We start from the raw sequence: 23,429 nt of genomic DNA, 5'->3' as shown, positions 1-23,429 counted from the left end.
CCTTCGATTGGGCCATTGGTAATGGTCGGATGGTCAAAGGTGTTGGAAATATAAGGCTGGAATTTCCTAAAGGTTCTTAAAACCCTTCTTAATCCAGGCGCGAGTTGCTGGTTAATTGCTTGATGAAGCGACATCATAAACTGATCGTAATCAGACTTTTCTAGGGCATAATGAAGGTTTTGACCCATCCGATAAGTTTCTTTAAAGACATGATTTTGATCCAAGAGATAATTGATGATATGGCCGGTATTTGTCAAAGAATCAAAGAGGGTAAACCCCTGTAGAGTGTGGTTAAGGTCTATCTCCTTCTTTAAGAACAGTTTCCAATACCGCTTCAGCTTATTATAGAGCCGTCTATCGTGGTATTTGACCTGATTCATCCATTGGATACGATACCGATTTAATTCGCGATTAAAGGCTTGAACGATGTCGTCTTGTTCTTGAACAGAATCTGGGGAGAAATGGATATTTGGGTCCTTAATATTAAGGAGTTTTCTTATCTCATTAGTCATGCAAAGGGGGCTTTCTTTAATGTGAGCACTTTAAGTATATCGGACTTCTGTTTTTTTGTGTATTTAAAATAGGGTTGACGGAAGATTTCTTCTTCCATCAACCCTATAAATTAAACAATCAAATGAAATCCATTAGCTTACCAGTGTTGATTTTCGGCACTGGTTTTTTTATGGTCTAATCCCACTTTGATCAGGAAGCAAATGGTGACCCGATAAAGAAAGACCTAGCCCTTTTTAAATAATTGAGCAGAAAGTAAATTCTATTGACAAATAGACAACTATCTATGTATAATAGAGATATAGATGATCATCAATGATTAAGGGGGTAGGTTATGAATTATGATGAATTAAGTGACGTGCTGAAAGTAATCGCTGATCCAAACCGTCTGAAGATTCTAGAATTGATCTCATGCGAAGGATTGAAAGCGTGCGAGATCTTGGAGAATTTTCATTTTTCTCAACCCACATTGTCTTACCACATGAAGCTGCTATACAGTAGTGGATTGGTCCATAAGAGTCGCCAAGGGAGATGGATCTTCTATCGCTTGAACGACCAACGGGTCGACCAAGTGAAGGAGATGTTCCAGCAAGTATTCGGAGCTGATCAAAGCCGGTGTTTATGTCAAGAAATTCGGTTACAAGAAGCTGAAAGATAGAATTACAAGAGTCTGAAAGATAGAAAGGATATGAACCAGATGAAACTTGAATTATTTGAACCTGCAATGTGTTGTGAAACTGGAATCTGTGGACCTAGCTTTGATCGTGAATTAATCGTGATTGCGAATATCATGCAGCAACTCAAAGACCACCCCGACATTGAAGTGGGCCGTTATAATCTAGCCCAAAACACACAAGCTTTTGTTGAGAATCAAACAGCGATTCAACTCATTCATAAAGAGGGGAAGAAGGTTTTGCCAATTACAATAGTTGATGGGCAAGTGGTTAAGACAGGCGCTTATCCCAGCCCAGAAGAATTTACCTCTTACACCAAGGTGGATTTTAGTCAGATTGACCATGAACACTTAATGTCAGAATAAAACTATTGATTAGGAGTGATGATTAGCATGCAAGTTTTTAACCCAAAAGAAGTACCACTCACGCAATATCTGTTCTTTACCGGCAAAGGGGGAGTGGGTAAGACCAGTGTGGCTAGTGCAACAGCTATTAATTTAGCAGACCAGGGCTACAAGGTGACCCTCGTTTCAACGGACCCTGCTTCGAACCTGCAAGATGTCTTCGAGATGCCCTTAAGCCATGAACCACGTCCAGTCGCTAATTTAAAAAATCTAAGAATTGCTAATTTTAATCCAGACCAAGCGGTTGAAGATTATAAGGAGAAGGTAATCGGCCCTTATCGTGATCTATTGCCGCAAGAAGCTTTAGACAATATGGAAGAACAGCTGTCAGGCTCTTGTACCATTGAGGTGGCGCAATTTAATGAATTTGCCTTCTTCTTGAGCGATGAAGAGGTTCGCAGAACCAATGACTATGTTCTCTTTGATACCGCACCGACAGGTCATACCCTGCGTATGCTGGAATTACCATCCGCTTGGACCACCTATTTTGATGAGAATACAACGGGAGTGTCTTGTATGGGGCAATTATCAGGACTGACTCAAGAACGCGAACGTTATGAACAGGCCTTAGCGGTCTTGAACGATCCTAAGATGACCTCTCTCTACATTGTCACCCGTCCGCAAGAGGCGGCCATTAACGAGGCCAATCGGGCGAGTCAGGAATTAGCTAGTATCGGAATTCGCAATCAATCCTTAATTGTTAATGGGTATTTAAGTGAAGGGGAAGATCCCGTAGCAGAGGCCTATCGCCACCATCAAGAGCGTGCCTTGGCGGGCTTAGCTGGTCATTTGGCCTTGCTTAAGACTTATTATGTGCCACTGAGACCTTATAATGTTATCGGTTTTGACAATCTCAGGCGGTTATTGGATCCAAACCAACCACCAATTTCAGTTAGCCAAAGTTCACCCTTAAAGGACAAGGCTGCTGATTTTGAAGACCTTGTCGATGATCTCATCGCGAAAGGTCGTCAAATTGTCTTTACCATGGGTAAAGGCGGGGTGGGCAAAAGCTCAATCGCCGTAAAATTGGCTCAAAGCTTGAAAGCAAAAGGTAAGAAGGTTCGCTTAGCCACAACGGACCCAGCAGACCATCTTCATCTTTATCTTAAAGAAAACCAAGGAATTATGGTTGATCATATCGATGAGAAGGAAGAGCTGGAGAAGTATAGCCAAGCGACACTTGAAAAATCACGCCAATTCATGGATGAAGATCAACTCGATTATGTCAAAGAAGACCTCAAGTCACCTTGTACCCAAGAAATTGCAGTTTTTCAAGCCTTTGCTCGGATTGTCGACAAGGCGAGTCCAGAAGAGATGGTCGTGCTTGATACCGCACCTACGGGGCATACCATTCTTCTGCTCAAATCCTCTCAAGCCTATAGTCATGAAATAGAGCGGTCTTCAGGTGAAGTTGATCAAGCGGCGATTGATCTATTACCTCGACTTCAATCAGAACAAGCAGAGGTGGTAATGGTTACTTTAGCGGAAGCAACCCCTTATTATGAGACCCAGCGCTTGGCCGAAGATTTGGAGAGGGCGGGCATTAACCATCATTGGTGGTTGGTGAATCAAAGTCTCAGTGCTACAGAAACTCAAGATCCAGTCCTAGCGGCCCGTGCGAGTGCTGAGAAAGAGTGGCTCAATAAGATTAGCCAAGCTGCCCAAGGAAACTATGTGATTTTGCCATGGGATCCAACATTTAATGACCAATAGCAAGCCGATTGGTAAAGAATGGTTCTCTTTGATGCGATTACTTAACTGACGAAAAAGTGCGGACATCCGTCAAAAAAAAGCCTTTCAGAGATGGATACTGACCCCCAAAAGTTAGACCAAAAATCTAACTTTTGGGGGTCAGCTCAATGAAGGGCTTTTTTACATATCCCAGGCTTCTTCCAAATGCTGGATCCCTAAGTCAATCGCTTGGAGGCTGGACCGGCCATAGCCGATCACAAAGCTAGGATGGTGGCTATGAAAATTCAATTCATAATCGCTAAGGGGGGAGAGACCAACTGACCAGTCTGCTGCTAGCTGAACGAGTTCTTGACTGGTAAAATCTTTCCCTAAATAGTGCAAGATAAAATGTAAGCCCGCATTGGTGCCTTGTGAAGCGAGGTATTCTTTGCGGGCAATCCAATTCTCTAATACTTGCCGCTTTTTGCTGTATTTTCGCCGCATGCGGTTGAGATGTCTTGCGTAATGGCCCGTTTGAATCCACTCCGCAACGGTGGCTTGAATGATAAGGGGGACTTGACAGCTTGTCTGATGATTCTTCTGAATCCGATACATGAGTTCATCAGGCAAAACCATGAAGGTGAGATGAATTGAGGGACTAATTAAAGAAGAGAAGGATTGCAGGTAGATGACACGATCATGGGTGTCGATTGCTTTCAGCGGAGGAATCGGCTTGCCTTCATAGCGGAAGTCACTATTGTAGGCATCTTCAATCACCCACTTATTTTCCCGAGTCGCCCAATCGATCAGGCTTTGTTTTCTACCGATTGACATAATGGTACCTGTTGGGAATTGATAGGAGGGAGTGACGTAGAGTAGGTCAATTTGCTTGAGTTGATCAGCTGAAGGGTTGGCACCATATTGGTCAAGTGGAATGGGCAGGGTTTGCTTGATCAAGGGTTTCAATGTCTGGATCCATTGGTGGTTGCCTGGATCTTCAACTCCCAGTCGGAGCGGCCCTAATAATTGACAGATTTTGCCTAGTAATTCTTGACTAGAAGACCCAATGAGAATATGGCTGCTGGGTGCATGGATGCCTTTAGCCGTCCAGAGGTGTTTAGAAATAGCTTCTCTGAGAACCCGTTCCCCCATGGGTTCCCCAGTCCGGTAGACCAGACTAGGGTCTTGGTTGAGGACCTGGTTGTGGGTTCTCTTCCAGGAATTTATCGGAAAGTCATGATCGACGCCCCCGTACCGCCAATCGATTTCAGGTGCGGGCTGGATGACTTCCTTATAGGCTCTTTTGATCGGTTGGGAGGAGGCGAGGACTTGGTCCAGGACATAATAGCCACTGCGTTCCTTGGCTTCAAGATATCCTTCCGCAATTAATTGGTCCAGGGCAGCCGTAACTGTATTAAGGCTGACACCACGGTTACTGGCTAATTGTCTTTTGCTGGGGAGCTTTTCACCGGCTAATAACTGTCCTGTAAGGATCTGGTCCTTAATATCTTGGTAGAGTTGGAGGTATAACATGTTTTGGTACCTTCATTTCTTTGGTTTTTGGTACTTTCAATAGTATCAAAAATTGTTATGCTATGTCTAGCTTAGGATTTATGAGATTCCTAGCTGAGACTTGCGCTGGTGTAATTGTTGGATCTTTTCTTACACTATTTGCGCCATCCACTGGATCCAACCTGAACTGTGGTGTCTAAGATTATAATTAGGCATTAAATATTCCCCAGAACGAAAGAAGAAGCGCCCAATTGGCCGCTTCTTTTTTCGTTAGAAGGCTTTATAATCCTAAAGTGAGTGACTTGCGAAGGGAAATAGTTTATGTTATAACTTGATGGAAATCCATTGAATTGGACGATAGAGTATTTGGAATTGAGGTGATTGATCGAGATGAATAAGCGGGTTGTCTTAAATTTTCTTGGAAATATCTGCTTTTTGGAGGCAGGCCTGCTCCTAATTCCGATTATAGTGAGTTTGATTTATCAAGAGCCCCTGCATACGATCATGGCCTTTGTCTACACCATCTTTTTGTTGGTGGCTTCAGGGCTATTTTTGTCTTTATTTCGCCCAAGTCAGGTGAAGTACACCTTGAAGGAAGGTTTTGCGATCACGGCCCTGTCTTGGTTGGTTCTATCTTTTTTTGGCGGCTTGCCATTTGTGTTTGCTGGAGAGATTCCTGCAGTTGTGGATGCGACTTTTGAGATGGCATCAGGGTTTACAACCACTGGAGCCAGTATCCTGACGGATGTGGAAGCCTTGAGTCAGTCGCTCCTCTTTTGGCGGAGTTTTTCGCATTTGATCGGGGGGATGGGGATTCTTGTTTTTGCCTTTGCCTTTGCTCCGCAGATGGGAGAAGGATCGGTTAATATTATGAAGGCGGAAGTTCCAGGACCTCAGTTCGGTAAATTAGTAGCGAAGACCAAGAATTCTGCCTTGATTAACTATAAGATCTATTTAGTCATGACATTGGTCCTAATTTTTATTCTCAAGCTGACGGGCCTTAACTTTTTTGATGCCATCATCCATGCATTTGGGGCCGCAGGTACGGGTGGATTCTCCAATAAGGCCGCGAGTGTGGGGGCCTTTGAGAATCCCGCAACAGAATATGTCCTAGCAATTGCCATGGTCATGTTTGGGGTGAACTTTAACCTCTATTTTTATTTGCTCTCTAGGCGAATCCGAGACTTTTATAAGAATGAAGAGTTGCGCTTATATATGGTGATCCTGATCGGTTCCGTGGTCTTCATTATGATGAACTTATCCAACCAGTATGAGAATTTTGAAGCCCTCTTTCGGGATAGCTTGTTTACAGTCACCACCATTATCTCAACAACGGGTTATGCGACGGTTGACTTTGGCCAATGGCCCCTCTTTGCGCATATTGTCTTACTCATCATTATGTTTACGGGGAGTATGGCGGGGTCGACCGCTGGAGGGATTAAGATCTCGCGGATACTCATTTATCTTAAGGGGATTCGACGAGAAGTGAAGTTAGCCACCCAACCCAGAAGAGTGCTCCCAATTCGGGTGGACGGTAAGCCCTTGACCGAGCAGTATATCCAAAGCGCTTTTATCTACTTGGGGATCTATCTGTTGCTTTTTCTAGCGGGGGTGATGGCGATTGCGATTTCTCAGAATGATTTTATGACGGCCTTTAGTTCAATTTCAGCAACGCTTAATAATATCGGTCCAGGAATGAGCTTGGTAGGACCGACGGAGAACTATGCGGGCTTTAACGTCTTCTCTAAATTGCTGCTAACGGCCTATATGTTGATTGGACGGTTGGAAATATATCCCGTCTTAATCTTGTTCCAGGCGAAGTTATGGCGGACGCGACACTAAGGAGGATAGAATGAAAGTAATCATATGCGGGGCTGGACAAGTCGGCAGTGCGATCTGCGAAGCCCTATGGAAGACAACGAATATTGTCTTGATTGACCGGGATGAGGATAAGGTGAATGATCTCTATTCAACCTATGATATTCAAGGGATCGTGGGATCTTCCACTTCAATGAATATTCTCAAGGAAGCTGGGATTGAAACGGGTGATATCTTTCTAGCTGTCACAAATTCGGACGAGACCAATATGATCTCGGCGATTATTGCCGAGAATTGTGGCGTGCCCCATGTCTATGCCCGGGTTCGCAATCCAGAATATCTTGAAGATATTCCCTTTATGAAGTCTGCGCTCGGTTTATCTGAAATGATTAATCCTGAACTGGATGCGGGTAAGTTGATTGATCAGATTCTTAGCTTTCCAACGGCTAATAGTATCGAGAACTTTGCCAATGGTAAGTTGCAGATTGTCGGCATGACCGTTAAGCCGCATAGTATTTTAGATGGCAAGACCCTGGACGAATTTCGCTCAGCAATTGACCAGCGCATTATTATCTGTGCGGTTGAACGAGAAGGGCAGGTTCTGATACCCAATGGGGCCTTCAGAGTTCAAGCGGGTGACCAGATACATGTCACGGCGACCCGAGATAATCTTAAGAAGTTCTATAATGTCTTGAAATTTCAGAAGAAGTCAGCACGTAAAATTCTCATCATCGGTGGAGGCCAAATGACCTACTACCTCTTGGAGAGATTGTCCAAACGTAATAAGGAAGTTAAGGTGATTGAAGCGGACTACAAACGCTGTAATGAACTGGCCTTGGCTTTTCCTGACTTTGAGATTATTCATGGGGATGGAACGGACCAGAAGCTACTTGCGCAAGAAGGTATTGAGAAGTATGAGGCCATGGTCGCATTGAATGATATTGATGAGGAGAACATGATTGTCTCACTTTATGCCAAATCCTGCGGGATTCCAAAGGTTATTACCAAGATTGACCGGCCTTATTTCTTGAAGTCGATTATTAACTTAGGACTGGATACCATTATTACCCCCAAACGGTTGATAGCAGATAAAATCATCCGCAAAACTCGGAGCCTCAAAGCTACCCAAAATTCCTCCCTGGTTAATCTCTACAAGCTCGTTGATGAACACATCGAAGCAATGGAATTTGAAGTCTTGACGGAAGCAGCTATTACGAGTGCTGATCTCAAGACACTGGAGTTGGTCAACCATACCTTGATTACAGGAATCTTCCGCAATGGACACTATATCGTGCCGGATGGGTCAGACCAGATTCAAGTCGGAGACTTGGTGACGATCGTAACAGCTCAGACCAATATTACGGATATTAATCAATTAGTCGTCCAAGCCTAAGTGAGACCGCATAATAACTAGCTATAAAGATAGGGTTGCAGGAGAAATAAATGCCTGCAATCCTATTTAATATGAAAACAAAAAATCCCTGTCCCAAAAGGGGGACAGGAATTTGTTCGTGAAGAGGTTGGCCATTAGGCAGCTGTTTCTTCACTTGTTTCTTCAGCGCTAGTTTCTTCAGCGCCTTCTTCTGTTGATTCTTCAGCACCTTCTTCTGCAGATTCTTCAGCTGAAGTTTCTTCAGCACCTTCTTCGACTGTTTCTTCCGCTGGTGCTTCTTCAGTAGCTTCTTGTTCAGCTGGTGCAGCTTCATGACTTTCCATAGTAGGCTCTTGACCTGCTAAGAAGGCTTTGACAATCTTTGCCACGTCGGTATTCTCGATCAATCCAATGAAGTTCTCAAAGCCAGGACCGTAAGCATAGAAGGAAACTTCACCACCTGTATGTTGACCAGAAGTCCAACCAGCGTTTGCACGGTAGTTTACAGCGTCAATGAGGGTTTGGTAGATCGTGTCATAAGCACCGTCTCCCATAGTTAGGGCATCTTCCATTGTAGAGATCTCTTCGTTAGTGAATTTCCATTCAACATATTCTGCTAAAGTTCCTTCAACATCTCCAGATTCTTCAATCCAAGCTGCTAATAATTGAGGAGTTTCTTTCATGCCGAGTACAGGGTCGATAATGAATTGTTGTTCGTCTTTACCATCTTTTTGACGACCACCAGCAGTGAATCCGCCTGTTTCGTGGTCAGCTGCAGCAATCACTAGTGTTTCGCCATCTTCCTTGGCGAAGTCAATAGCTGCTTGGAAAGCTTCTTCGTAAGCTTCGATTTCAGACATCATACCGGTTAAGTCGTTGGCGTGGTTTGCCCAGTCAATTTCTGAAGCTTCCACCATTAAGAAGAAGCCATTATCATTTTGACTTAATTTATCAAGAGCAGCTGTGGTCATTTCTGCTAGACTTGGGATGTTTTCGTCGGTTGTATCCATATCATATGGAAGGGCATCCTCACTGAAGAGACCAAGCACTTTATCGCCTTCTGCTGCTGCTAATTCATCTTTGTTTTCAACATAAGTGAAGCCAGCATCTACGAAGTTTTGAGTGAAGTCTGTTTCTTCAGTCTTGAAGTATTGGCGACCGCCACCTAGAAGGACGTCGAAGTCTACGCCTTCACCATCTAAGTCACTGATCATGTCTTCTAACATCTTGTCATAGTCTTTACGACTAGGAACATGGGAGTGGAAAGAAGCAGGAGTTGCGTGGAAGACATCACAAGTGACTACAATTCCGACAGACTTGCCGTTAGCTTTTGCAACTTCAGAAGTGTTTTCGAGGACAGATTGGTCATTATCGAGTCCAATCGCTCCAGAATAAGTCTTCTCACCAGTTGACATTGCTGTACCAGCAGCGGCAGAGTCCGTGATCGTCGAATCACCAGCAGCCAAATCATTCTCAGGGGCTGTCATCATTTGACCAACAAGATACTGATCCATAACAGTGTAGGGTAATTCAGCTGCATAGCCACCGTTCTTATACATACGGTAAGCTAACATGTCATTGGTTCCCATTCCATCAGGAATTAAGAGAATGACATTCTTAGGGGTTTTGCCAAGTTCTGCATGACCTGCAATCGATTGAGCTGAAATAGCAGCGGGAGCAACTAAAGCGGTAGCACTTAATAATCCAGCGGTTAGACCAGCAAGAAACTTTTTCATCTTCAAAGTAAATTCCTCCTAAATTGTATTGCCCGCCATAGGCACCCTCATTCTAGCAAAAGAATGTAAATTGAATGTAAAAATTAAAGGCTAGCGACTCTTTGAAACCTCCTGCAAAAAGATCAGGAATGGCTAAATAAGAAAAAAACACCCCCTAAAAAGGGGATGGGATCGGCTTGTATAAAGATGCTATCAATAAAATGAGTGCAATTTAACCTCGTTAAACTTTACACAATCTTTACAAAGCTATTCAGTCAGCTAATTCAGATTGCGCTGACGGTCTGCTTCCTCTCGATTGAAATAGCTGGTAATCACACTCAAGATAATGGATAAGAGAATGACAGTAAAGAAGCCATTAATATGAATACCATCCAGTAGGGCGTCAGCCAGTGAAACCATCAAGGCATTGACAATGAGATTGAAAAGTCCCAGGGTCAAGAAGTTGACAGCACAGCCCATAAATTTCAATAAGCGCCCGATCGTCCCATTTAAGATCCCGAGCACCAGGGCAAACCAGAGGACTCTCCATTGGCTGGATACTTCGATCCCCGGTAGGATATAACTCAGCAATAGGGTTGTCGCAGCCGTTATGATAATATTTAACATCGAATCACCTCCAATTGATGGACTCATTATACCATGAATAGAAAGCAGTTTCATGTTAACTAGCAATCAAAATGCGCTAAAATTATAAAATTCTGGGACGTGATGATTTGTGCTGGCCATGATTGCCTAAATAGAAAGCCATTTCATTGGCAAATACTGGATAATGTGCGATAATTAACAAATCAAGTATTTATAAGAACCAGGAGGCAGTTATGACATTTACCAAACTCGAGAGTCGTGAACTGATTGATATTCAATCCCAAGGACACCTCTATCAACATGACCAATCGGGGGCCCAAGTTCTCTATATTCAAAACGACGACCCCAATAAGGCTTTTACGATTGCTTTTAGGACACCCCCCTATAATGATAATGGGATTGCCCATATTATTGAACACTCGGTCTTAAATGGGTCGACAAAGTATCCAAGCAAGGAACCCTTTGTTGAATTAATCAAGGGGTCCATGAATACTTTTATCAATGCCATGACCTTTAGTGATAAGACGGTCTATCCAGTGGCTTCTACTAATGATCAAGACTTTAAGAACTTGATGGCAGTCTATTTAGATGCGGTCTTCGCGCCTAATTTCCACCAGAATTCGCAGATCTTGGCCCAAGAAGGCTGGCACTTACACCTAGAAAAAGCGGAGGATGACCTGATTTATAAGGGAGTGGTCTATAATGAGATGAAGGGGGCAATGGCGGCTCCTGAACCCCAGCTCTTTGATCAGTTGAACCAGGGACTTTATCCGGATTCAATCTATGCTCACGAATCGGGTGGTTTGCCTTCTGCTATTCCTTCACTCACACAAGAAGAGTTTGTGAGTTTCCATAACCAGTATTACCAGCCCGGCAATTCCTTGACCGTTCTCTACGGTGACTTAGACCTTGAGGAAGCTTTTGACCAACTCGGTGAATATTTCGATGGGCATGACCCCTTAACAGAACCGGTGGATTTGACAGTCGACTTAAAGCTTCCTAGTCAAGAGCGAATTGAGGCAAGCTATTCGATTGCCAGTGAAGATGATCCAAGTGTCAAGGACTTTTTGGCCCTATCTTGGCATGTGGCCCAGGCTGAGGATGTCTTTGAATTGGCAGGTCTTGAGGTCTTAGAAGAAGTTTTACTAGGTAATCAAGAGTCCCCCTTGCGTAAGGCGATTCTGGACGCTGGATTGGCTGGCGATGTCTACGGTGGCGTGGACCGGGTAGGTTCGGTTCAAGCCTTTGCGGTGGTGGCCAAGTATTCCTCCACGCAAAAGCTTCAAGCTTTCCAAGACCTGATCCAAGAGACCCTAACTCGCCTGGTTCAAGCGGGACTTGACAAGGACTTAATCCAAGCATCCATCAACAAGATTGCCTTTAATCTTAAGGAAAGTGTCATTTCTGAATCCCAACCGCGTGGTGTTCTCTATGCCTTGACCGCCTTAGAGACCTGGTTATATGGGGGAAGTCCTTTTGCCGCCTTTGAATTCTCGGCTTTGTTGGAAGAATTAAAGGACAAGGCTCAAAATGGATACTTCGAACACTTGATTCAAGAGAAGTTGCTTGATAATTCGCACCGGGTCCTAGTGAGCCTAAAGGCAGAACCTGGTAAGAGCGACCGGGAAGAAGCCAAGGTGCACCAAGAGCTCCAAGCTTATAAGAAGAATTTGACGGCAGAGGGGATCCAGTCGCTACTTGAGACCACGCAAGCCCTCATTACCCGTCAAGAAGCACCGGATCAACCAGCAGACTTGGCCAAAATCCCTATGCTCAAGCAAGAGGACTTACAAGTCCAAGTTGAGGATTTGAATTTGTCGGTTGAAGAGTTAGACCAAGCAGGCCATCTCTATTCAAGCGATCAATTCACTTCAGGCATTGACTACCTAGACTTGTGGTTAGATATTTCGGACTTCCAAGCAGAAGACTATTGTGACTTATCATTATTAGCCTACCTGATCGGTAATGTAGCAACAAAGAATTCGACTGCAGCCCAATTAAAACAAAAAATGGACCTCCATACGGGTGGAATTAGTGCAAAACTCCGAATTTTTGCCGATGATCATTATGAGGTCAAGCCTTTCTTTGCCCTGTCAGGTCGTGCCTTAGAGGACAAGTCCGAAGAATTGATTGACTTGATGCATGAGATTTTGATGGAGTCTCAATTGGATGATCCAAAACAAGTTTCTGTCTTGATCATGGCTCAAATCTCCCAATTCCAGAATCGAATCAATTATATGGCCCATCAATTAGCCCAGTCACGGGCTTTGAGTCAGTGGCGAGCCCATGTCAAATTACAAGAATATGCGAATGGGATCGATTATTATGACTACCTTCAAGCCCAGTGGCAGAAAGTCCAAGATGGTCAAGCCAGCGAGGTCTTAGACCGGCTCGACCAGGTCCGTCAAAAGCTCTTAAATAAGAAGCGGCTAAATATCATCTACATCGGAGACTCCACCCGCAAGCAGGTGCTTAGCGACCAGGTCCTGGCTAAGTTTAGCGATCTACCTGATCAAGTGATCGGAGATCTAGTTGACTATCAACCAGGTCCCAAGCAAGATGAAGCTTTTATCACTGCCCAGGATGTGAACTATGTGGCGATGGGGATGGATACCCGCGATAAGCTCGACTTCCAAGCTCGGACGGCGATCTTGATGAATGAGTTACTCTATGGTTACCTATGGAATACGATTCGGGTTAAGGGTGGGGCCTATGGAGCCGGAGGGCAGCATACCCGCCAAAATCTCTTGAGCTTTAATTCTTACCGGGATCCAAATATCCGCCGCACCATCCAAAGCTTCCAAGCGATTCCCCAAGTCGTAGCCCAATTGAATCTTGACCAACAAGCCTTCTTGAAGGATGTTATCGGGACCTTGTCACCACTCGAACGACCTAAATCAGCTGTTGATCGAGGTTTACTCAGTCTGGCGCTCCACTTAACAGGATCCAGTCCGGAGAAACTGACTCAATTGAAGCAAGCCATTATCGACAGTCAAGTGGAAGATCTCAAGCCGCTCAGTCAATCACTCGCAAGCCTCTTGGAAGAGGCGAGCTTGGTCGTCATTGGCAATAAGGGGCAGATTGAAGCAGAAGGTGAATTATTCGATCACATCCGTGACCTCTATTAATACCAAACTAAATTGATTGGCAGATCCCTAATATACCAAACAACCGCCCTTCGAAAACCTTGGCTTTCGAGGGGCGGTTTTGTGCTTTTAGATCAGGTTTTGTGGCTGTCCTTGGATAAATCGAAGGGTGTTTTCAAAGGCAATGTGGGCCCTTTGGACCATGGCCTCTTGCGTATAATAGCCAATATGTGGAGTCAGGAGGGTATGGGGAGCTGATAAGATAGCTGCATCATCCGCCAAGGGCGGTTCTTGATCATAAACGTCCAGTCCAGCACCTGCTATCTTTCCATCCTGCAGGGCTTGGACCAGGGCCTGTGAGTCTACAATGGGACCACGGGCACAATTGATCAGGAGGGCGGTCTCTTTCATTAAGTTGAATTCACGTTCTCCGATTAAGTGGCGGGTCGACTCAGTTAAGGGCAAGTGGAGGCTGACAATGTCGGCTTCTTGCAATAACTGGTCAAGAGAGACATAGCGGAGACCGATTTCATCGACTAAGGTTTGGGAATGGCTGCGGTTATAGGCTATAATTTCTGCTCCAAAGGCCTTGAAGAGCCGGGCAGTGGCAGACCCGATTTGTCCAGTTCCCACAATTCCTACCTTCTTCTGGTTAATCTCGAGACCCTGAGGGCTACCAGCGTATTGAGCCCCCTGACGTAAGTCCTGGTCCGACTCCTTGATTTGCCGATAAAGGGCGAGGGTCAAACCGATGACGAGTTCGGCGACGGCGGTCGTGGAATAACCGGCGGCATTGGCGATCTGGATCGACTTCTCCTTAGCTGATTGGACTGGTAAATGGTCAACTCCAGTAAAGGCAACATTTAATAATTGCGTCTGGTCGAGTTGAGCCACCACTTCCGCTGGTAGCGGTTGGTTAGCCAGCATGACGATCTCAGCGTCTTTGATTCGCTCATAAAGTTCATCAGGATCTGTGGCGCGGTCGGGGTAAAAGATAAATTCATGGCCAGCTGCTTGGAGGGGCTGGGCTAATTGCTTGATCAGGTTCTCGTCAACCTTCAAGCTTTCAATTAAGACAATCTTCATAAGGGCCTCCTTATTTCGTGATACGTCCACCATATGAAAATTCAGCCAGTCATGCAAGTTATATCATGGACGGATTTCATCCCAAGCAGGTCATTTTGATTTGTATGATCGCGCGTCATTATCATTTCAGGTTGGCATAGATTGAGCAATTTTTAATTTTTTTGTTGCAGCTTGGGTCTAAAAGGAGTATACTAACATTAAATTTTAAGAAAGGAGTTGTGAATATCATGAAATTATTTGAAGATAATACGTTAACAATTAGACAAGCAACTCCTTATCGATATAAGTAATCCAGTGATCCACTTTTGCATGCAATCAACTGGCCCTTATTTAAGGAGTTCCTTAGGTAAGGGCTTTTTATCATGCTTTTGATGGAAGCGGTTTAATGATGGAAAAGATAAGGAGAGGGAGGACTTTATGCTAAAAACACTTGCACGATTTATTAAAGAAAATAAAATAACCTACCTGATCGGTGGGAGTTTAGCCATTATTTCGGGAATACTAATGATTATTCCCAATTATATGATTCAACTTTTTATTGATGGACTCTTGAATGAGACCCTGACCCATCATGGATTTATTCGGTTATTAGGCATTTTTGCTTTGGTCATTGTCTTGATCTATGTGATTGATACGATTTGGTTAATTCTACTTTTTGGTAAGTCAGAATTTTTTACCAAGCAGATGCGGGGGCGGCTATTTAGACGGTTGGCCTATCTGAAGCTACCCTTCTATGAGACCTATCGCTCCGGTGACTTAATGACCCGAATGACTTCCGATATCGAGAATCTATCCGCTACTTTAGCTTATGGCTTCTTGATTATTGTCTCAGATGGGACTTGGATGCTGAGTATTCTTTTTATGATGCTAGTGATCATCTCCTGGCAGGTGACTTTGATCGCCGTGGTCCCTTTGATTGCTTTTGGGATTACCGTTTACTTTGTTGGGATGGCGGTTGACCGTCACTTTGAGAAGAGTCGGGATGCGGTGGCTCAATTATCCAACGAAGTATTAGAGGTAGTAGACGGTGTCCGAGTGATGCGGGCCTATGGTAAGAAGCAGTTAGAGCAGGCGCGCTTTCAAGCGCGGACGCAAGAGGTTGCGGATACCGCTAATCAACTGGTTTTACTTGCCGCGCTCTTTGGCCCTATGGCTCGTTTATCAACGGGTCTGTCGACTGCCTTGGGCTTGGCTTTTGGCGGTTACTTCGTCAACCAGGGTGTGATTACCATTGGCCAATTAGTGACCTTCCAAATCTATCTTACCATGTTAAATGGCGCGGTTTGGGGGATGGCGGATTTAGTGGCGCTCTACCAGCAGGGCAATGTGTCTTATCGCAAGATCCACGAATTGGAAGTAGCCAATGACTTGATGGAGGACGAAGGACAAGGGTCCATCGACCAGATTGACCGCATTGAATTTAACCATTATCACTTCACCTATCCTGGGGATGACCAAGCGACTTTGACGGATATCAGCTTCCAAATGACGCAAGGCCAGACCTTGGGAATTGTTGGTAAGACGGGAGCTGGCAAGTCGACGATCGTTAGGCAATTACTTCGACAATACCCCGTCTCAGATCCACAAGCGATTCGTATCAACGACCAACCGATTACCGATATCAAGCGGTCGGACCTGGTCCAATTAATTGGCTACGTTCCGCAAGACCATGTGCTCTTTTCGCGGTCCATTCGCGATAACATCCTCTGGGGCAAGAATCAGGCCAGTGAGGAGGATCTGGACCTGGCTCTTCAGATCGCCGATTTCAAGAAGGATTTAACCTATATGAGTCAGGGACTTGAAACATTAATTGGTGAGAAGGGCGTGGCCATCTCAGGTGGGCAGAAGCAACGGACCTCCATCGCCCGGGCCATTATCAGTCAACCGGATTTACTGATCCTAGATGATTCCCTATCCGCTGTCGATGGTAAGACAGAAAGGGCCATTATCCAAAATATTGAATCTATTCGCCAGGGCAAGTCGACCATTATTATCACCCACCGTTTATCGGCGGTGGCCCATGCCGACTGGATAATCGTAGTAGAAGAGGGTCGCATTGTAGAAGAAGGCACTCCTCAGGACCTAATGGCTAAAGAAGGCTGGTTCTACGACCAATATCTACAGCAACAAATGGAGGAGGGGTTGAATGGCAACCTTTAAACGTTTATTAGCTTATTTAAAATATACCAAGTTGGAATTTTCTCTGGGCTTGTTGGCTCTGATCCTATCAACAGGTTTATCCGTCTATGCGCCGCTGGTGGCCAAGCAATTTATTGATGATACCTCTCAGCGGATCACCAATCACCAACAAGTTTCGATGGAGCGGATCATGTCATTCTTTGGCATCTACTTGGTGATTGTCTTGATGGGTGTGGTCTTTTCTTATCTGGGAAATTACTTAACAGCTAAGATCTCTTACCGGTTGAGTAAGAAGATTCGAGACCAGGCCCATGAACATATGCAGGAGCTGCCGATTTCATATTTTGATGATAAGCCGGCGGGTAAGATCTCTGCTCGGATCGTTAATGACACGGAAGTCTTGCAGAATAACTTTTATCAGAGCTTTATCAACCAGGTACTGGTTAATTTAATGTTGGTGGTGGGAATTTACGCTGCTTTGATCTATGTGAACCCTACCATCGGCCTGGCCTTTACCTTGTTGGTGCCACTGTTTATCGTTTGGCAAGTCCTCTATATGAAGACGATTAATCCCTTGAATGTGAAATGGCGGGAGCTGGTCTCAGACATTAATAACCAGATTGCCGAATTAATCCAAGGGATCACCATTGTTCAAGCTTTTAACCAGGAGGAACGGGTGATTGATGAATTTGAAGCCACATCCAATGAGTGGTATGCCACTCGGATGAAGATTCAAAAGATTGATGGCACCTTAACCTGGACCTTGTCTGATGCCTTGAAAAATCTTGGCGTCCTAGCGGTCATGGTCTATTTGGGCAGCCAATTTCTGGATGGCGCCTTAGGCTTATCGGTTGGGACCTTGTATGTCATTATTAGTTATGTTTCCTCACTCTTTGATCCAATCACTCAGATTGTCCGCATGATGACTCGGCTCCAGCAATCCTTGGTAGCCGGCAGTCGAGTCTTTGAGCTACTTGACCAACCGGTTGAAGTGGATACCACACGTCAATTTCAGATTGGGCCAGGGGAAGTGGAGTTTAAGGATGTATCCTTTGCTTATCAAGCAGGCGAAAAGGTATTGAAGCACTTGAATTTTCACGTAAAGCCTGGCCAGACGGTAGGATTAGTGGGCCATACAGGGTCGGGTAAGTCCTCGATCATTAACTTGATCTTCCGTTTCTATGATCCGCAAGAGGGGACAATCCTCATTGATGGGCAGGATATTCAGGAATATTCCCGCGAGAGTGTCCGGTCTGATATGGGCATCGTCTTACAGGAGCCCTACCTCTTCTCTGGGACGATTGCCTCGAATATTTCGATGAATGATGAGGCGATTGATCGCGATCGCATTCGGACAGCCATTCAACAAGTGGGGGCACAAGATCTGATTGACAAGTTGGACAAGGGGATTGATGAGCCGGTCGTTGAGAAGGGACAATCCTTATCCTCTGGCGAACGCCAGCTCATCTCCTTCGCGCGCACATTGGCAGCCGATCCTAAGATCTTGATTCTGGATGAAGCGACATCCCATATTGACACTGAAACTGAACAAACGATTCAAAAAGCCATGGCTGTTCTACAAGAAGGGCGGACGACTTTTGTGATTGCCCATCGCCTATCCACCATTCAACAGGCGGACCAGATTCTTGTTCTCGATCGGGGGATCATTCAAGAAGTGGGCACCCATCAGGAGTTAATGGCCTTAGACGGCCTCTATGCGGAGATGTACCGCATGCAGGCCAAGATGGCTTGATCAGGGCAACTATAAATTCATAAACCTGCTCCAAGCAAAAACCCTTGAGGTCGTTAGACGATCTCAAGGGTTTTCTTTGTTATGGATCCTATGGTTGGGGGGCCATCTATTAAGGATGACCAGGGTCATTGATAAAGTGGTCTGTTTGGTTAAAGGCATTCAGATGGAATTGTCCATCTCGGTATTCGACGATGGAGAGGGAGCAATAATCGACTTGTTGGGAAGGTTCATGGTGGGCAATCAAGCCGTGGATCAAGTTGTGTATGGTCCAGCCATGGCTGACAATGAGAATCTTCTGGTCAGTTCCTGCGTGCTTATTGAGTAAGATTAAGAGCCCGGATTCGATCCGATTCCAGAATTCGACATAATTCTCTGCTTCATGATAAGGGTCGAGATGCTTAATAATCTTCAACAGTTGGGGCATATCTGGCTTATTTAGAAATGATTCAACGGATTGGCCACTTGCCCTCAAGTGGTCCACCACCTGGTCCTTAAGGGTTTGAATTCTGCGGCCTTCAAAGGATCCAAAGTTGATCTCCCTTAATTCTTTCATTGTCTGGACCTGGTCGGCTGGTGTTGACTGGTTAAGCGCTAAGACGTGATGCGCTGTATCTTGGGCTCGTTTGAGGTCACTGGTATAAACAGCATCAAAGGCCAGGGAGGCGATTCCTCGACCACTTGCCTGGGCTTGTTCAATGCCTTTTGGACTTAAGAGACTATCACACCAACCTTGGACATGGTCATAACGATTGAAAGTCGTTTCCGCATGTCGCATTAAATAAAAACTAACTCCCTTCGACATGTGCTACCTCCTCCTTCATACCCTCATTATAACGCTTACAGGACTCCTTGTCTAAGGAACTTCCTAGATTCTCGTAAGAAAGAATTCCAAGTGCAAAATGATCGGCTTTGTGGTACTCTATAGAAGTTATAGTGAGGAAAACACAAGGAGGCTGGCAAGATGGATGCGAAACCGTTAGATCGGTTGGTCAAGGTTTTTCAGGTGAATCGACAACAAACCGCATTTGCATCTTATGCTGCAGAATTGTCCTTCTATCTTATCTTGGCCATGATTCCAATCCTCTTGGCCTTTGCCAATGTCTTGGCTATTCTCCCCGTGGAGTCTCAAGGCATTCTGAAAGCTTTGGAATCGGCGATACCGGACCAAGTTCAAGCGATTCTCTTGCCCATGGTGTCTTCCTACCTGGCCAACACTTCCACCAGTGCCTTCTCACTGGGTCTCTTGATTTCACTCTGGCCCGCCTCCCAGGTCTTTAACACCATTCAGCGGATCTTCAATACCATCTATAAGGCCAAGCCTAGGGCTAATTTTATCTTGACACGTGGACTAGCCTATGTCTTTACTCTTTTTATTGTGGTTGTGGTCTTTATCATCTCTTTCTTCTTCATGTTTGGTGAGTTCATCTTAGACTTTTTGAATCAACATCTGCTGATTAACTTGACTTGGTTAGCCCAGCTGGCTCACCAAGGGGGCGTATTTGCTGGCCTAGTCCTCTTTGTGATGCTAGTCTTGCTCTATAAGTACCTACCCAATGTCAACCAGTCCTTTCGAGCAGCGGTACCTGGGGCCTTGTTTTGTTTGTTGGGTTTTCACTTGGTTTTCCAGATTTTTGGAATCTACGCGGCCTTCTTTTCCAAGTCCATTAATTCCAACTCCGCCATTGGGGTGGTCATTGTGGTCTTGTTGTGGCTGTATCTGAATACCATGGTCTTAACGATGGGGGCCTATGTCAATGTCATCTATCACGATTACCGTACCATGTCCTATCCCCAACTTGTTGAGGCTGCGCTAACCTTTAAGACCTGGTCCCACCAATCGGCAGACTATCAAGAGGAGTTGAAGGCTCAGCCCTTCTTGACGGGGACTTTAACGAAAGAATTACCTGAATCGACTGATGAGGAGTGACGAAATGAACCGAAATAAACGCTTAAGCAATTATCATGACAACCGCATTGATTACGGCTTGATCCTAACGGTCCTAATCTTAATGCTGATCGGGATAGTGGTGGTCTATTCAACGACCGCCCTCATTCAAGGAAATGGGATCGGTCCCACCTTGACCCAGGGCCTCTGGTATGCGGTGGGCTCGCTAGTGGTGATTGCGGTCATGCAATTCGATAGTGAACAGTATTGGAAGTTGTCCAAGTATCTATATGGTCTGGGATTGTTGCTCCTCGTTCTGGTTCTATTCTTCCACGACCGGCAGACGGCTGCTTTGACAGGGGCCAAGTCTTGGTTTTCGATTGGGCCTTTCTCCTTTCAGCCATCGGAGTTAATGAAGCCGGCCTTAATTATCTATCTCGCCCGGATTATTACCCACCACAATACTGAAGTGACGGATCGGACCTTGCGCAGTGATTTTATCTTGATTGGCAAGGTGCTTTTGGCGGCAGCTCCGGTCTTTGTGCTTGTTCAATTGCAGAATGACTTAGGAACGAACCTGGTCATGCTGTCGATAGTTGCGGGATCTATTCTCTTGTCGGGGGTCTCTTGGAAGATTCTTTTACCGGCCTTTCTCTTTGTGACGATTGTGGGAGGCGGTTTAATTGCCTTGGCTGTTTTCTTCCCAGACTTGCTCTTTAAGATTGGGTTCAAGCCTTATCAGTTAAGCCGGATCACGACCTGGTTGGAGCCTTTTGAAGATACCAGTGGAGACGGCTACCAATTGGTACAATCTATCCTTTCGATTGGGTCAGGTGAGTTGGCAGGGAAGGGCTTTGGTGTATCCGAAGTGCCCGTACCGGTGCGGGAGTCGGACTTTATCTTTACCACGATTGGGGAGAATTTTGGCTTTATTGGCGCCTCCTTTGTCCTCTTGATTTATTTTATCCTGATTTATCAGATGGTCCAGACCTGCTTTGAGACTCAGAATGAATATTATACCTATATTGCCGGTGGTGTAATCTCCATGATTCTCTTCCACGTCTTAGAGAATGTTGGCATGACCATTGGCTTGTTGCCCATCACCGGGGTACCTTTACCCTTTATTTCACAAGGGGGGTCGGCTATCTTATCCAATATGATTGGGGTAGGCTTGATGCTGTCGATGCGCTACCACCACCGGTCTTATGTTTTCTCCAATGACCAATCCTTTAACCTTTAATTCAAAAACCCACCTTGAGGCGGCGATGAGGGTATCATGGCCAGCCCAAAGGTGGGGCATTTTTTATTTATTGGCTTGGTAGTCCTTTGCTCGGTCAACCAGGTTCTTGAAGAGGTTGCGGCTGGCTTGATTATTGTGGTAAGTACATTCAGGATGCCATTGAACGCCGACAAGGCTTTGGTGGACGTCCACCGCCTCCACCGCTTCAATCAGATTGTCGCTAGACCAAGCGGTCGCTTTAAGGCCTTGACCCAGGTCTTTAATGGCTTGGTGGTGGAGGGTGTTCACATAGTCACCAGATTTCATGAATTGGCTTAGAATGGACTCTTCAGCTACTTTGATGGAGTGGGTGACCCATTCTACTTCTGACTTTTGCACGTGTTGAACTTCGATCCCCTGGCATAAGCTCAAGTCTTGGTAGAGGGAACCACCGAGCACGACATTTAAGAGCTGCATCCCTCGGCAGATGCCCAGGATGGGTTTTTTGGCTTTCAAGGCTTGTTCAATCAGGACCATTTCGTGCTCATCCCGTTCTGGTGAAAGGGGGCCTAGCTGAAGGACAGGTTCTTCTTGATAGAGCATGGGGTTAATATCCTGACCCCCTGTTAAGACTAAGCCATCGATAATGGAGAGCACCTCACTCAGGTCTTCATCCTTAATTAAGGGGATAATAATTGGAATGCCACCGGCTGCTTTCACTGAAGTCGCAAAGGCATGGGGGATATAGGTCGTGTCAAAGGGGGCATAATTTGGATCATTTTGAAGAGGGGTTCGATTTCCTGTGATACCAATTATGGGTCGCATTGTATCAGTCCTTTCTGTCGTTCCTCATTATAACCTAAGGATCGGACGAGTGTAAATGGTTGCGAGCTTACAGAAGGAGATAAATCTGCTAGAATAGGACTAAGAAGAAGGTGATGATGTGGAATATCAAGCGGCAATCAAGGCTTTAAGCCAGGCGGATCTCGCCCCCGTCTATGTTTTGCAGGGGAGTGAATGGTACCTGCAACAAACTTTCCGCCAAGCCCTGGCCCAAAGAGTTGAAGATCAGGTTGGGGAATTAGATAGTGTCCTATTTGACTTAAATGAACAGTCGATCGACGAGGTCTTGGATGAGGCCCAGGCCTATTCCTTTTTTGTAGACCAGCGACTGGTAGTAGTTGAGAATCTAGATTTTCTCAATCCCCAATCCAAGCAAAAGCTGACAAAAGACCAAGAGGCCCGCTTAGAGGCTTATCTGCAAGATCCCAATCCCGCCACCCACTTGGTCCTGATCATCCCAGCAGACAAGATTGATCAACGGCGACGCCTGACCAAACTTCTCCAAAAACATAGTCAATATATTCAGGTCACCCCCCGGAGTGACCAAGAGGTCCGGCGCCACCTGCAAGATGCACTGCGAGCGGCTTCTATAGACATTAATCGGGAGGCGCTCGATGAAGTCTTAAAGCGGACGAATTATCAATTAACCCAAGCCATGGCGGAAGCTCAAAAGCTGATCCAATATGCCAGTGGGGGAGCTTCGATCACGGTGGAAGTGGTCCGCCAGCTTGTGACCCGAAGCTTGGAGTCCAATGTCTTTGAACTGACCAATGCCATGATGCGGCGCGACTTTAAGGAGTCGGTCCAGATCTACCAGGACTTGCTTTTGATGAAGAATGAGCCAGTTCAACTCCACGCTCTCGTGGTCTCGCAATTCAGGTTGCTCATCCAAGTGAAGCTCCTACAAGCACAAGGCTTGATGGAAGATGGCATTGCCCAGCAATTAGGGGTGCACCCCTACCGGGTTAAATTAGCGGCCAGATCGAGTCGAGCGATCCCCCTTGCCGGATTAGCTGACCTCTATGAGGACTTGATTGAGCGCGACTATCAAATGAAGACCAATGTCGGCCAAAAGGAAACTCATTTCTATTTAATGTTGACCCATTATATGCAAATGAACCAGTAAAGGAGTAAAA

At 45.4% G+C, this 23,429-nt stretch carries 17 protein-coding genes and 1 pseudogene; 11 read left to right on the top strand and 7 right to left on the bottom strand.

The genetic code is table 11. The features are described 5' to 3' along the window. A pseudogene (locus HMPREF9708_RS00485) lies at window positions 1-428 on the bottom strand (transposase); the annotation flags it as partial. A 416-nt stretch (window positions 429-844) separates the two neighbouring features. Between HMPREF9708_RS00485 and HMPREF9708_RS00480 the strand changes: the two are divergent. The 3 genes from HMPREF9708_RS00480 to arsA are packed head-to-tail and all read left to right on the top strand — an operon-like array spanning window position 845 to window position 3,301. Then, window positions 845-1,168, top strand: coding sequence for an ArsR/SmtB family transcription factor (locus HMPREF9708_RS00480; RefSeq protein ID WP_006307962.1), 324 nt, complete (start codon window positions 845-847; stop codon window positions 1,166-1,168). A 39-nt stretch (window positions 1,169-1,207) separates the two neighbouring features. Beyond that, window positions 1,208-1,549, top strand: coding sequence for an arsenite efflux transporter metallochaperone ArsD (arsD, locus tag HMPREF9708_RS00475; protein ID WP_006307961.1), 342 nt, complete (start codon window positions 1,208-1,210; stop codon window positions 1,547-1,549). Window positions 1,550-1,576: 27 nt separating this feature from the next. Next, the gene (arsA, locus tag HMPREF9708_RS00470) at window positions 1,577-3,301 is read left to right on the top strand and encodes an arsenical pump-driving ATPase (RefSeq protein WP_006307960.1); all 1,725 of its coding nucleotides are present in this window, start codon (window positions 1,577-1,579) and stop codon (window positions 3,299-3,301) included. Window positions 3,302-3,460: 159 nt separating this feature from the next. On the opposite strand, the gene pdxR is transcribed toward arsA, so the two are convergent. Continuing rightward, window positions 3,461-4,792, bottom strand: a complete 1,332-nt coding sequence (pdxR, locus tag HMPREF9708_RS00465) for a MocR-like pyridoxine biosynthesis transcription factor PdxR (protein WP_006307959.1) — start codon at window positions 4,790-4,792, stop codon at window positions 3,461-3,463. 369 nt (window positions 4,793-5,161) lie between these two features. Between pdxR and HMPREF9708_RS00460 the strand changes: the two genes are divergently transcribed. Together HMPREF9708_RS00460 and trkA are read left to right on the top strand one after the other, a co-directional pair. Further along, complete coding sequence (locus tag HMPREF9708_RS00460; protein ID WP_006307958.1) at window positions 5,162-6,613, top strand: TrkH family potassium uptake protein; 1,452 nt, start codon at window positions 5,162-5,164, stop codon at window positions 6,611-6,613. 10 nt (window positions 6,614-6,623) lie between these two features. Continuing rightward, window positions 6,624-7,982, top strand: a complete 1,359-nt coding sequence (trkA, locus tag HMPREF9708_RS00455) for a Trk system potassium transporter TrkA (protein ID WP_006307957.1) — start codon at window positions 6,624-6,626, stop codon at window positions 7,980-7,982. Between the two features lie 134 nt (window positions 7,983-8,116). Here the strand turns inward: trkA and HMPREF9708_RS00450 are convergent, their stop codons facing one another. Both HMPREF9708_RS00450 and HMPREF9708_RS00445 read right to left on the bottom strand, forming a co-directional pair. Beyond that, complete coding sequence (locus tag HMPREF9708_RS00450) at window positions 8,117-9,697, bottom strand: alkaline phosphatase (protein ID WP_156798751.1); 1,581 nt, start codon at window positions 9,695-9,697, stop codon at window positions 8,117-8,119. Between the two features lie 258 nt (window positions 9,698-9,955). Further along, window positions 9,956-10,303 carry a phage holin family protein gene (locus HMPREF9708_RS00445; protein WP_006307955.1) on the bottom strand — a complete coding sequence of 116 codons (348 nt, stop codon included), beginning with the start codon at window positions 10,301-10,303 and terminating at the stop codon, window positions 9,956-9,958. A gap of 212 nt (window positions 10,304-10,515) precedes the next feature. Between HMPREF9708_RS00445 and HMPREF9708_RS00440 the strand changes: the two genes are divergently transcribed. Then, window positions 10,516-13,410, top strand: coding sequence for an insulinase family protein (locus tag HMPREF9708_RS00440; RefSeq protein ID WP_006307954.1), 2,895 nt, complete (start codon window positions 10,516-10,518; stop codon window positions 13,408-13,410). Between the two features lie 87 nt (window positions 13,411-13,497). On the opposite strand, the gene HMPREF9708_RS00435 is transcribed toward HMPREF9708_RS00440, so the two are convergent. Next, on the bottom strand, window positions 13,498-14,454 hold the full coding sequence (locus HMPREF9708_RS00435) for an NAD(P)-dependent oxidoreductase (protein WP_006307953.1): 957 nt from the start codon (window positions 14,452-14,454) through the stop codon (window positions 13,498-13,500). 417 nt (window positions 14,455-14,871) lie between these two features. Here HMPREF9708_RS00435 and HMPREF9708_RS00430 point away from each other — a divergent pair, with 417 nt between their 5' ends. Both HMPREF9708_RS00430 and HMPREF9708_RS00425 read left to right on the top strand, forming a co-directional pair. Further along, window positions 14,872-16,614, top strand: a complete 1,743-nt coding sequence (locus HMPREF9708_RS00430) for an ABC transporter ATP-binding protein (protein ID WP_006307952.1) — start codon at window positions 14,872-14,874, stop codon at window positions 16,612-16,614. After that, on the top strand, window positions 16,601-18,346 hold the full coding sequence (locus tag HMPREF9708_RS00425) for an ABC transporter ATP-binding protein (protein WP_006307951.1): 1,746 nt from the start codon (window positions 16,601-16,603) through the stop codon (window positions 18,344-18,346). Before HMPREF9708_RS00430 ends, HMPREF9708_RS00425 begins: the two co-directional genes overlap by 14 nt. Window positions 18,347-18,455: 109 nt before the next feature. Here the strand turns inward: HMPREF9708_RS00425 and HMPREF9708_RS00420 are convergent, their stop codons facing one another. After that, the gene (locus HMPREF9708_RS00420; RefSeq protein ID WP_006307950.1) at window positions 18,456-19,148 is read right to left on the bottom strand and encodes a histidine phosphatase family protein; all 693 of its coding nucleotides are present in this window, start codon (window positions 19,146-19,148) and stop codon (window positions 18,456-18,458) included. Window positions 19,149-19,307: 159 nt separating this feature from the next. On the opposite strand from HMPREF9708_RS00420, the gene HMPREF9708_RS00415 reads away from it, so the two are divergent. Continuing rightward, complete coding sequence (locus HMPREF9708_RS00415; RefSeq protein WP_006307949.1) at window positions 19,308-20,273, top strand: YihY/virulence factor BrkB family protein; 966 nt, start codon at window positions 19,308-19,310, stop codon at window positions 20,271-20,273. 4 nt (window positions 20,274-20,277) lie between these two features. After that, window positions 20,278-21,471 (top strand): FtsW/RodA/SpoVE family cell cycle protein, encoded by a 1,194-nt coding sequence (locus HMPREF9708_RS00410; RefSeq protein ID WP_006307948.1) that lies wholly within the window; start codon window positions 20,278-20,280, stop codon window positions 21,469-21,471. 63 nt (window positions 21,472-21,534) lie between these two features. Here HMPREF9708_RS00410 and HMPREF9708_RS00405 read toward each other — a convergent pair whose 3' ends face one another. Further along, complete coding sequence (locus HMPREF9708_RS00405; protein ID WP_006307947.1) at window positions 21,535-22,275, bottom strand: gamma-glutamyl-gamma-aminobutyrate hydrolase family protein; 741 nt, start codon at window positions 22,273-22,275, stop codon at window positions 21,535-21,537. A gap of 118 nt (window positions 22,276-22,393) precedes the next feature. Between HMPREF9708_RS00405 and holA the strand changes: the two genes are divergently transcribed. Then, window positions 22,394-23,419 (top strand): DNA polymerase III subunit delta, encoded by a 1,026-nt coding sequence (gene holA, locus HMPREF9708_RS00400; RefSeq protein ID WP_006307946.1) that lies wholly within the window; start codon window positions 22,394-22,396, stop codon window positions 23,417-23,419. Window positions 23,420-23,429: the final 10 nt, after the last annotated feature.

The sequence above is a fragment of the Facklamia languida CCUG 37842 genome (assembly GCF_000245795.1).
Taxonomy (GTDB): Bacteria; Bacillota; Bacilli; order Lactobacillales; family Aerococcaceae; genus Facklamia; species Facklamia languida.
This window is presented reverse-complemented; position numbering and strand designations above follow the sequence as displayed.

What these genes read in the sequence shown, in the direction of transcription:
- HMPREF9708_RS00480 (WP_006307962.1), top strand. Translation starts at nt 845, where the DNA reads ATGAATTATGATGAATTAAGTGACGTGCTGAAAGTAATCGCTGATCCA.
- arsD (WP_006307961.1), top strand. Translation starts at nt 1,208, where the DNA reads ATGAAACTTGAATTATTTGAACCTGCAATGTGTTGTGAAACTGGAATC.
- arsA (WP_006307960.1), top strand. Translation starts at nt 1,577, where the DNA reads ATGCAAGTTTTTAACCCAAAAGAAGTACCACTCACGCAATATCTGTTC.
- pdxR (WP_006307959.1), bottom strand. Translation starts at nt 4,792, where the DNA reads ATGTTATACCTCCAACTCTACCAAGATATTAAGGACCAGATCCTTACA.
- HMPREF9708_RS00460 (WP_006307958.1), top strand. Translation starts at nt 5,162, where the DNA reads ATGAATAAGCGGGTTGTCTTAAATTTTCTTGGAAATATCTGCTTTTTG.
- trkA (WP_006307957.1), top strand. Translation starts at nt 6,624, where the DNA reads ATGAAAGTAATCATATGCGGGGCTGGACAAGTCGGCAGTGCGATCTGC.
- HMPREF9708_RS00450 (WP_156798751.1), bottom strand. Translation starts at nt 9,697, where the DNA reads ATGAAAAAGTTTCTTGCTGGTCTAACCGCTGGATTATTAAGTGCTACC.
- HMPREF9708_RS00445 (WP_006307955.1), bottom strand. Translation starts at nt 10,303, where the DNA reads ATGTTAAATATTATCATAACGGCTGCGACAACCCTATTGCTGAGTTAT.
- HMPREF9708_RS00440 (WP_006307954.1), top strand. Translation starts at nt 10,516, where the DNA reads ATGACATTTACCAAACTCGAGAGTCGTGAACTGATTGATATTCAATCC.
- HMPREF9708_RS00435 (WP_006307953.1), bottom strand. Translation starts at nt 14,454, where the DNA reads ATGAAGATTGTCTTAATTGAAAGCTTGAAGGTTGACGAGAACCTGATC.
- HMPREF9708_RS00430 (WP_006307952.1), top strand. Translation starts at nt 14,872, where the DNA reads ATGCTAAAAACACTTGCACGATTTATTAAAGAAAATAAAATAACCTAC.
- HMPREF9708_RS00425 (WP_006307951.1), top strand. Translation starts at nt 16,601, where the DNA reads ATGGCAACCTTTAAACGTTTATTAGCTTATTTAAAATATACCAAGTTG.
- HMPREF9708_RS00420 (WP_006307950.1), bottom strand. Translation starts at nt 19,148, where the DNA reads ATGTCGAAGGGAGTTAGTTTTTATTTAATGCGACATGCGGAAACGACT.
- HMPREF9708_RS00415 (WP_006307949.1), top strand. Translation starts at nt 19,308, where the DNA reads ATGGATGCGAAACCGTTAGATCGGTTGGTCAAGGTTTTTCAGGTGAAT.
- HMPREF9708_RS00410 (WP_006307948.1), top strand. Translation starts at nt 20,278, where the DNA reads ATGAACCGAAATAAACGCTTAAGCAATTATCATGACAACCGCATTGAT.
- HMPREF9708_RS00405 (WP_006307947.1), bottom strand. Translation starts at nt 22,275, where the DNA reads ATGCGACCCATAATTGGTATCACAGGAAATCGAACCCCTCTTCAAAAT.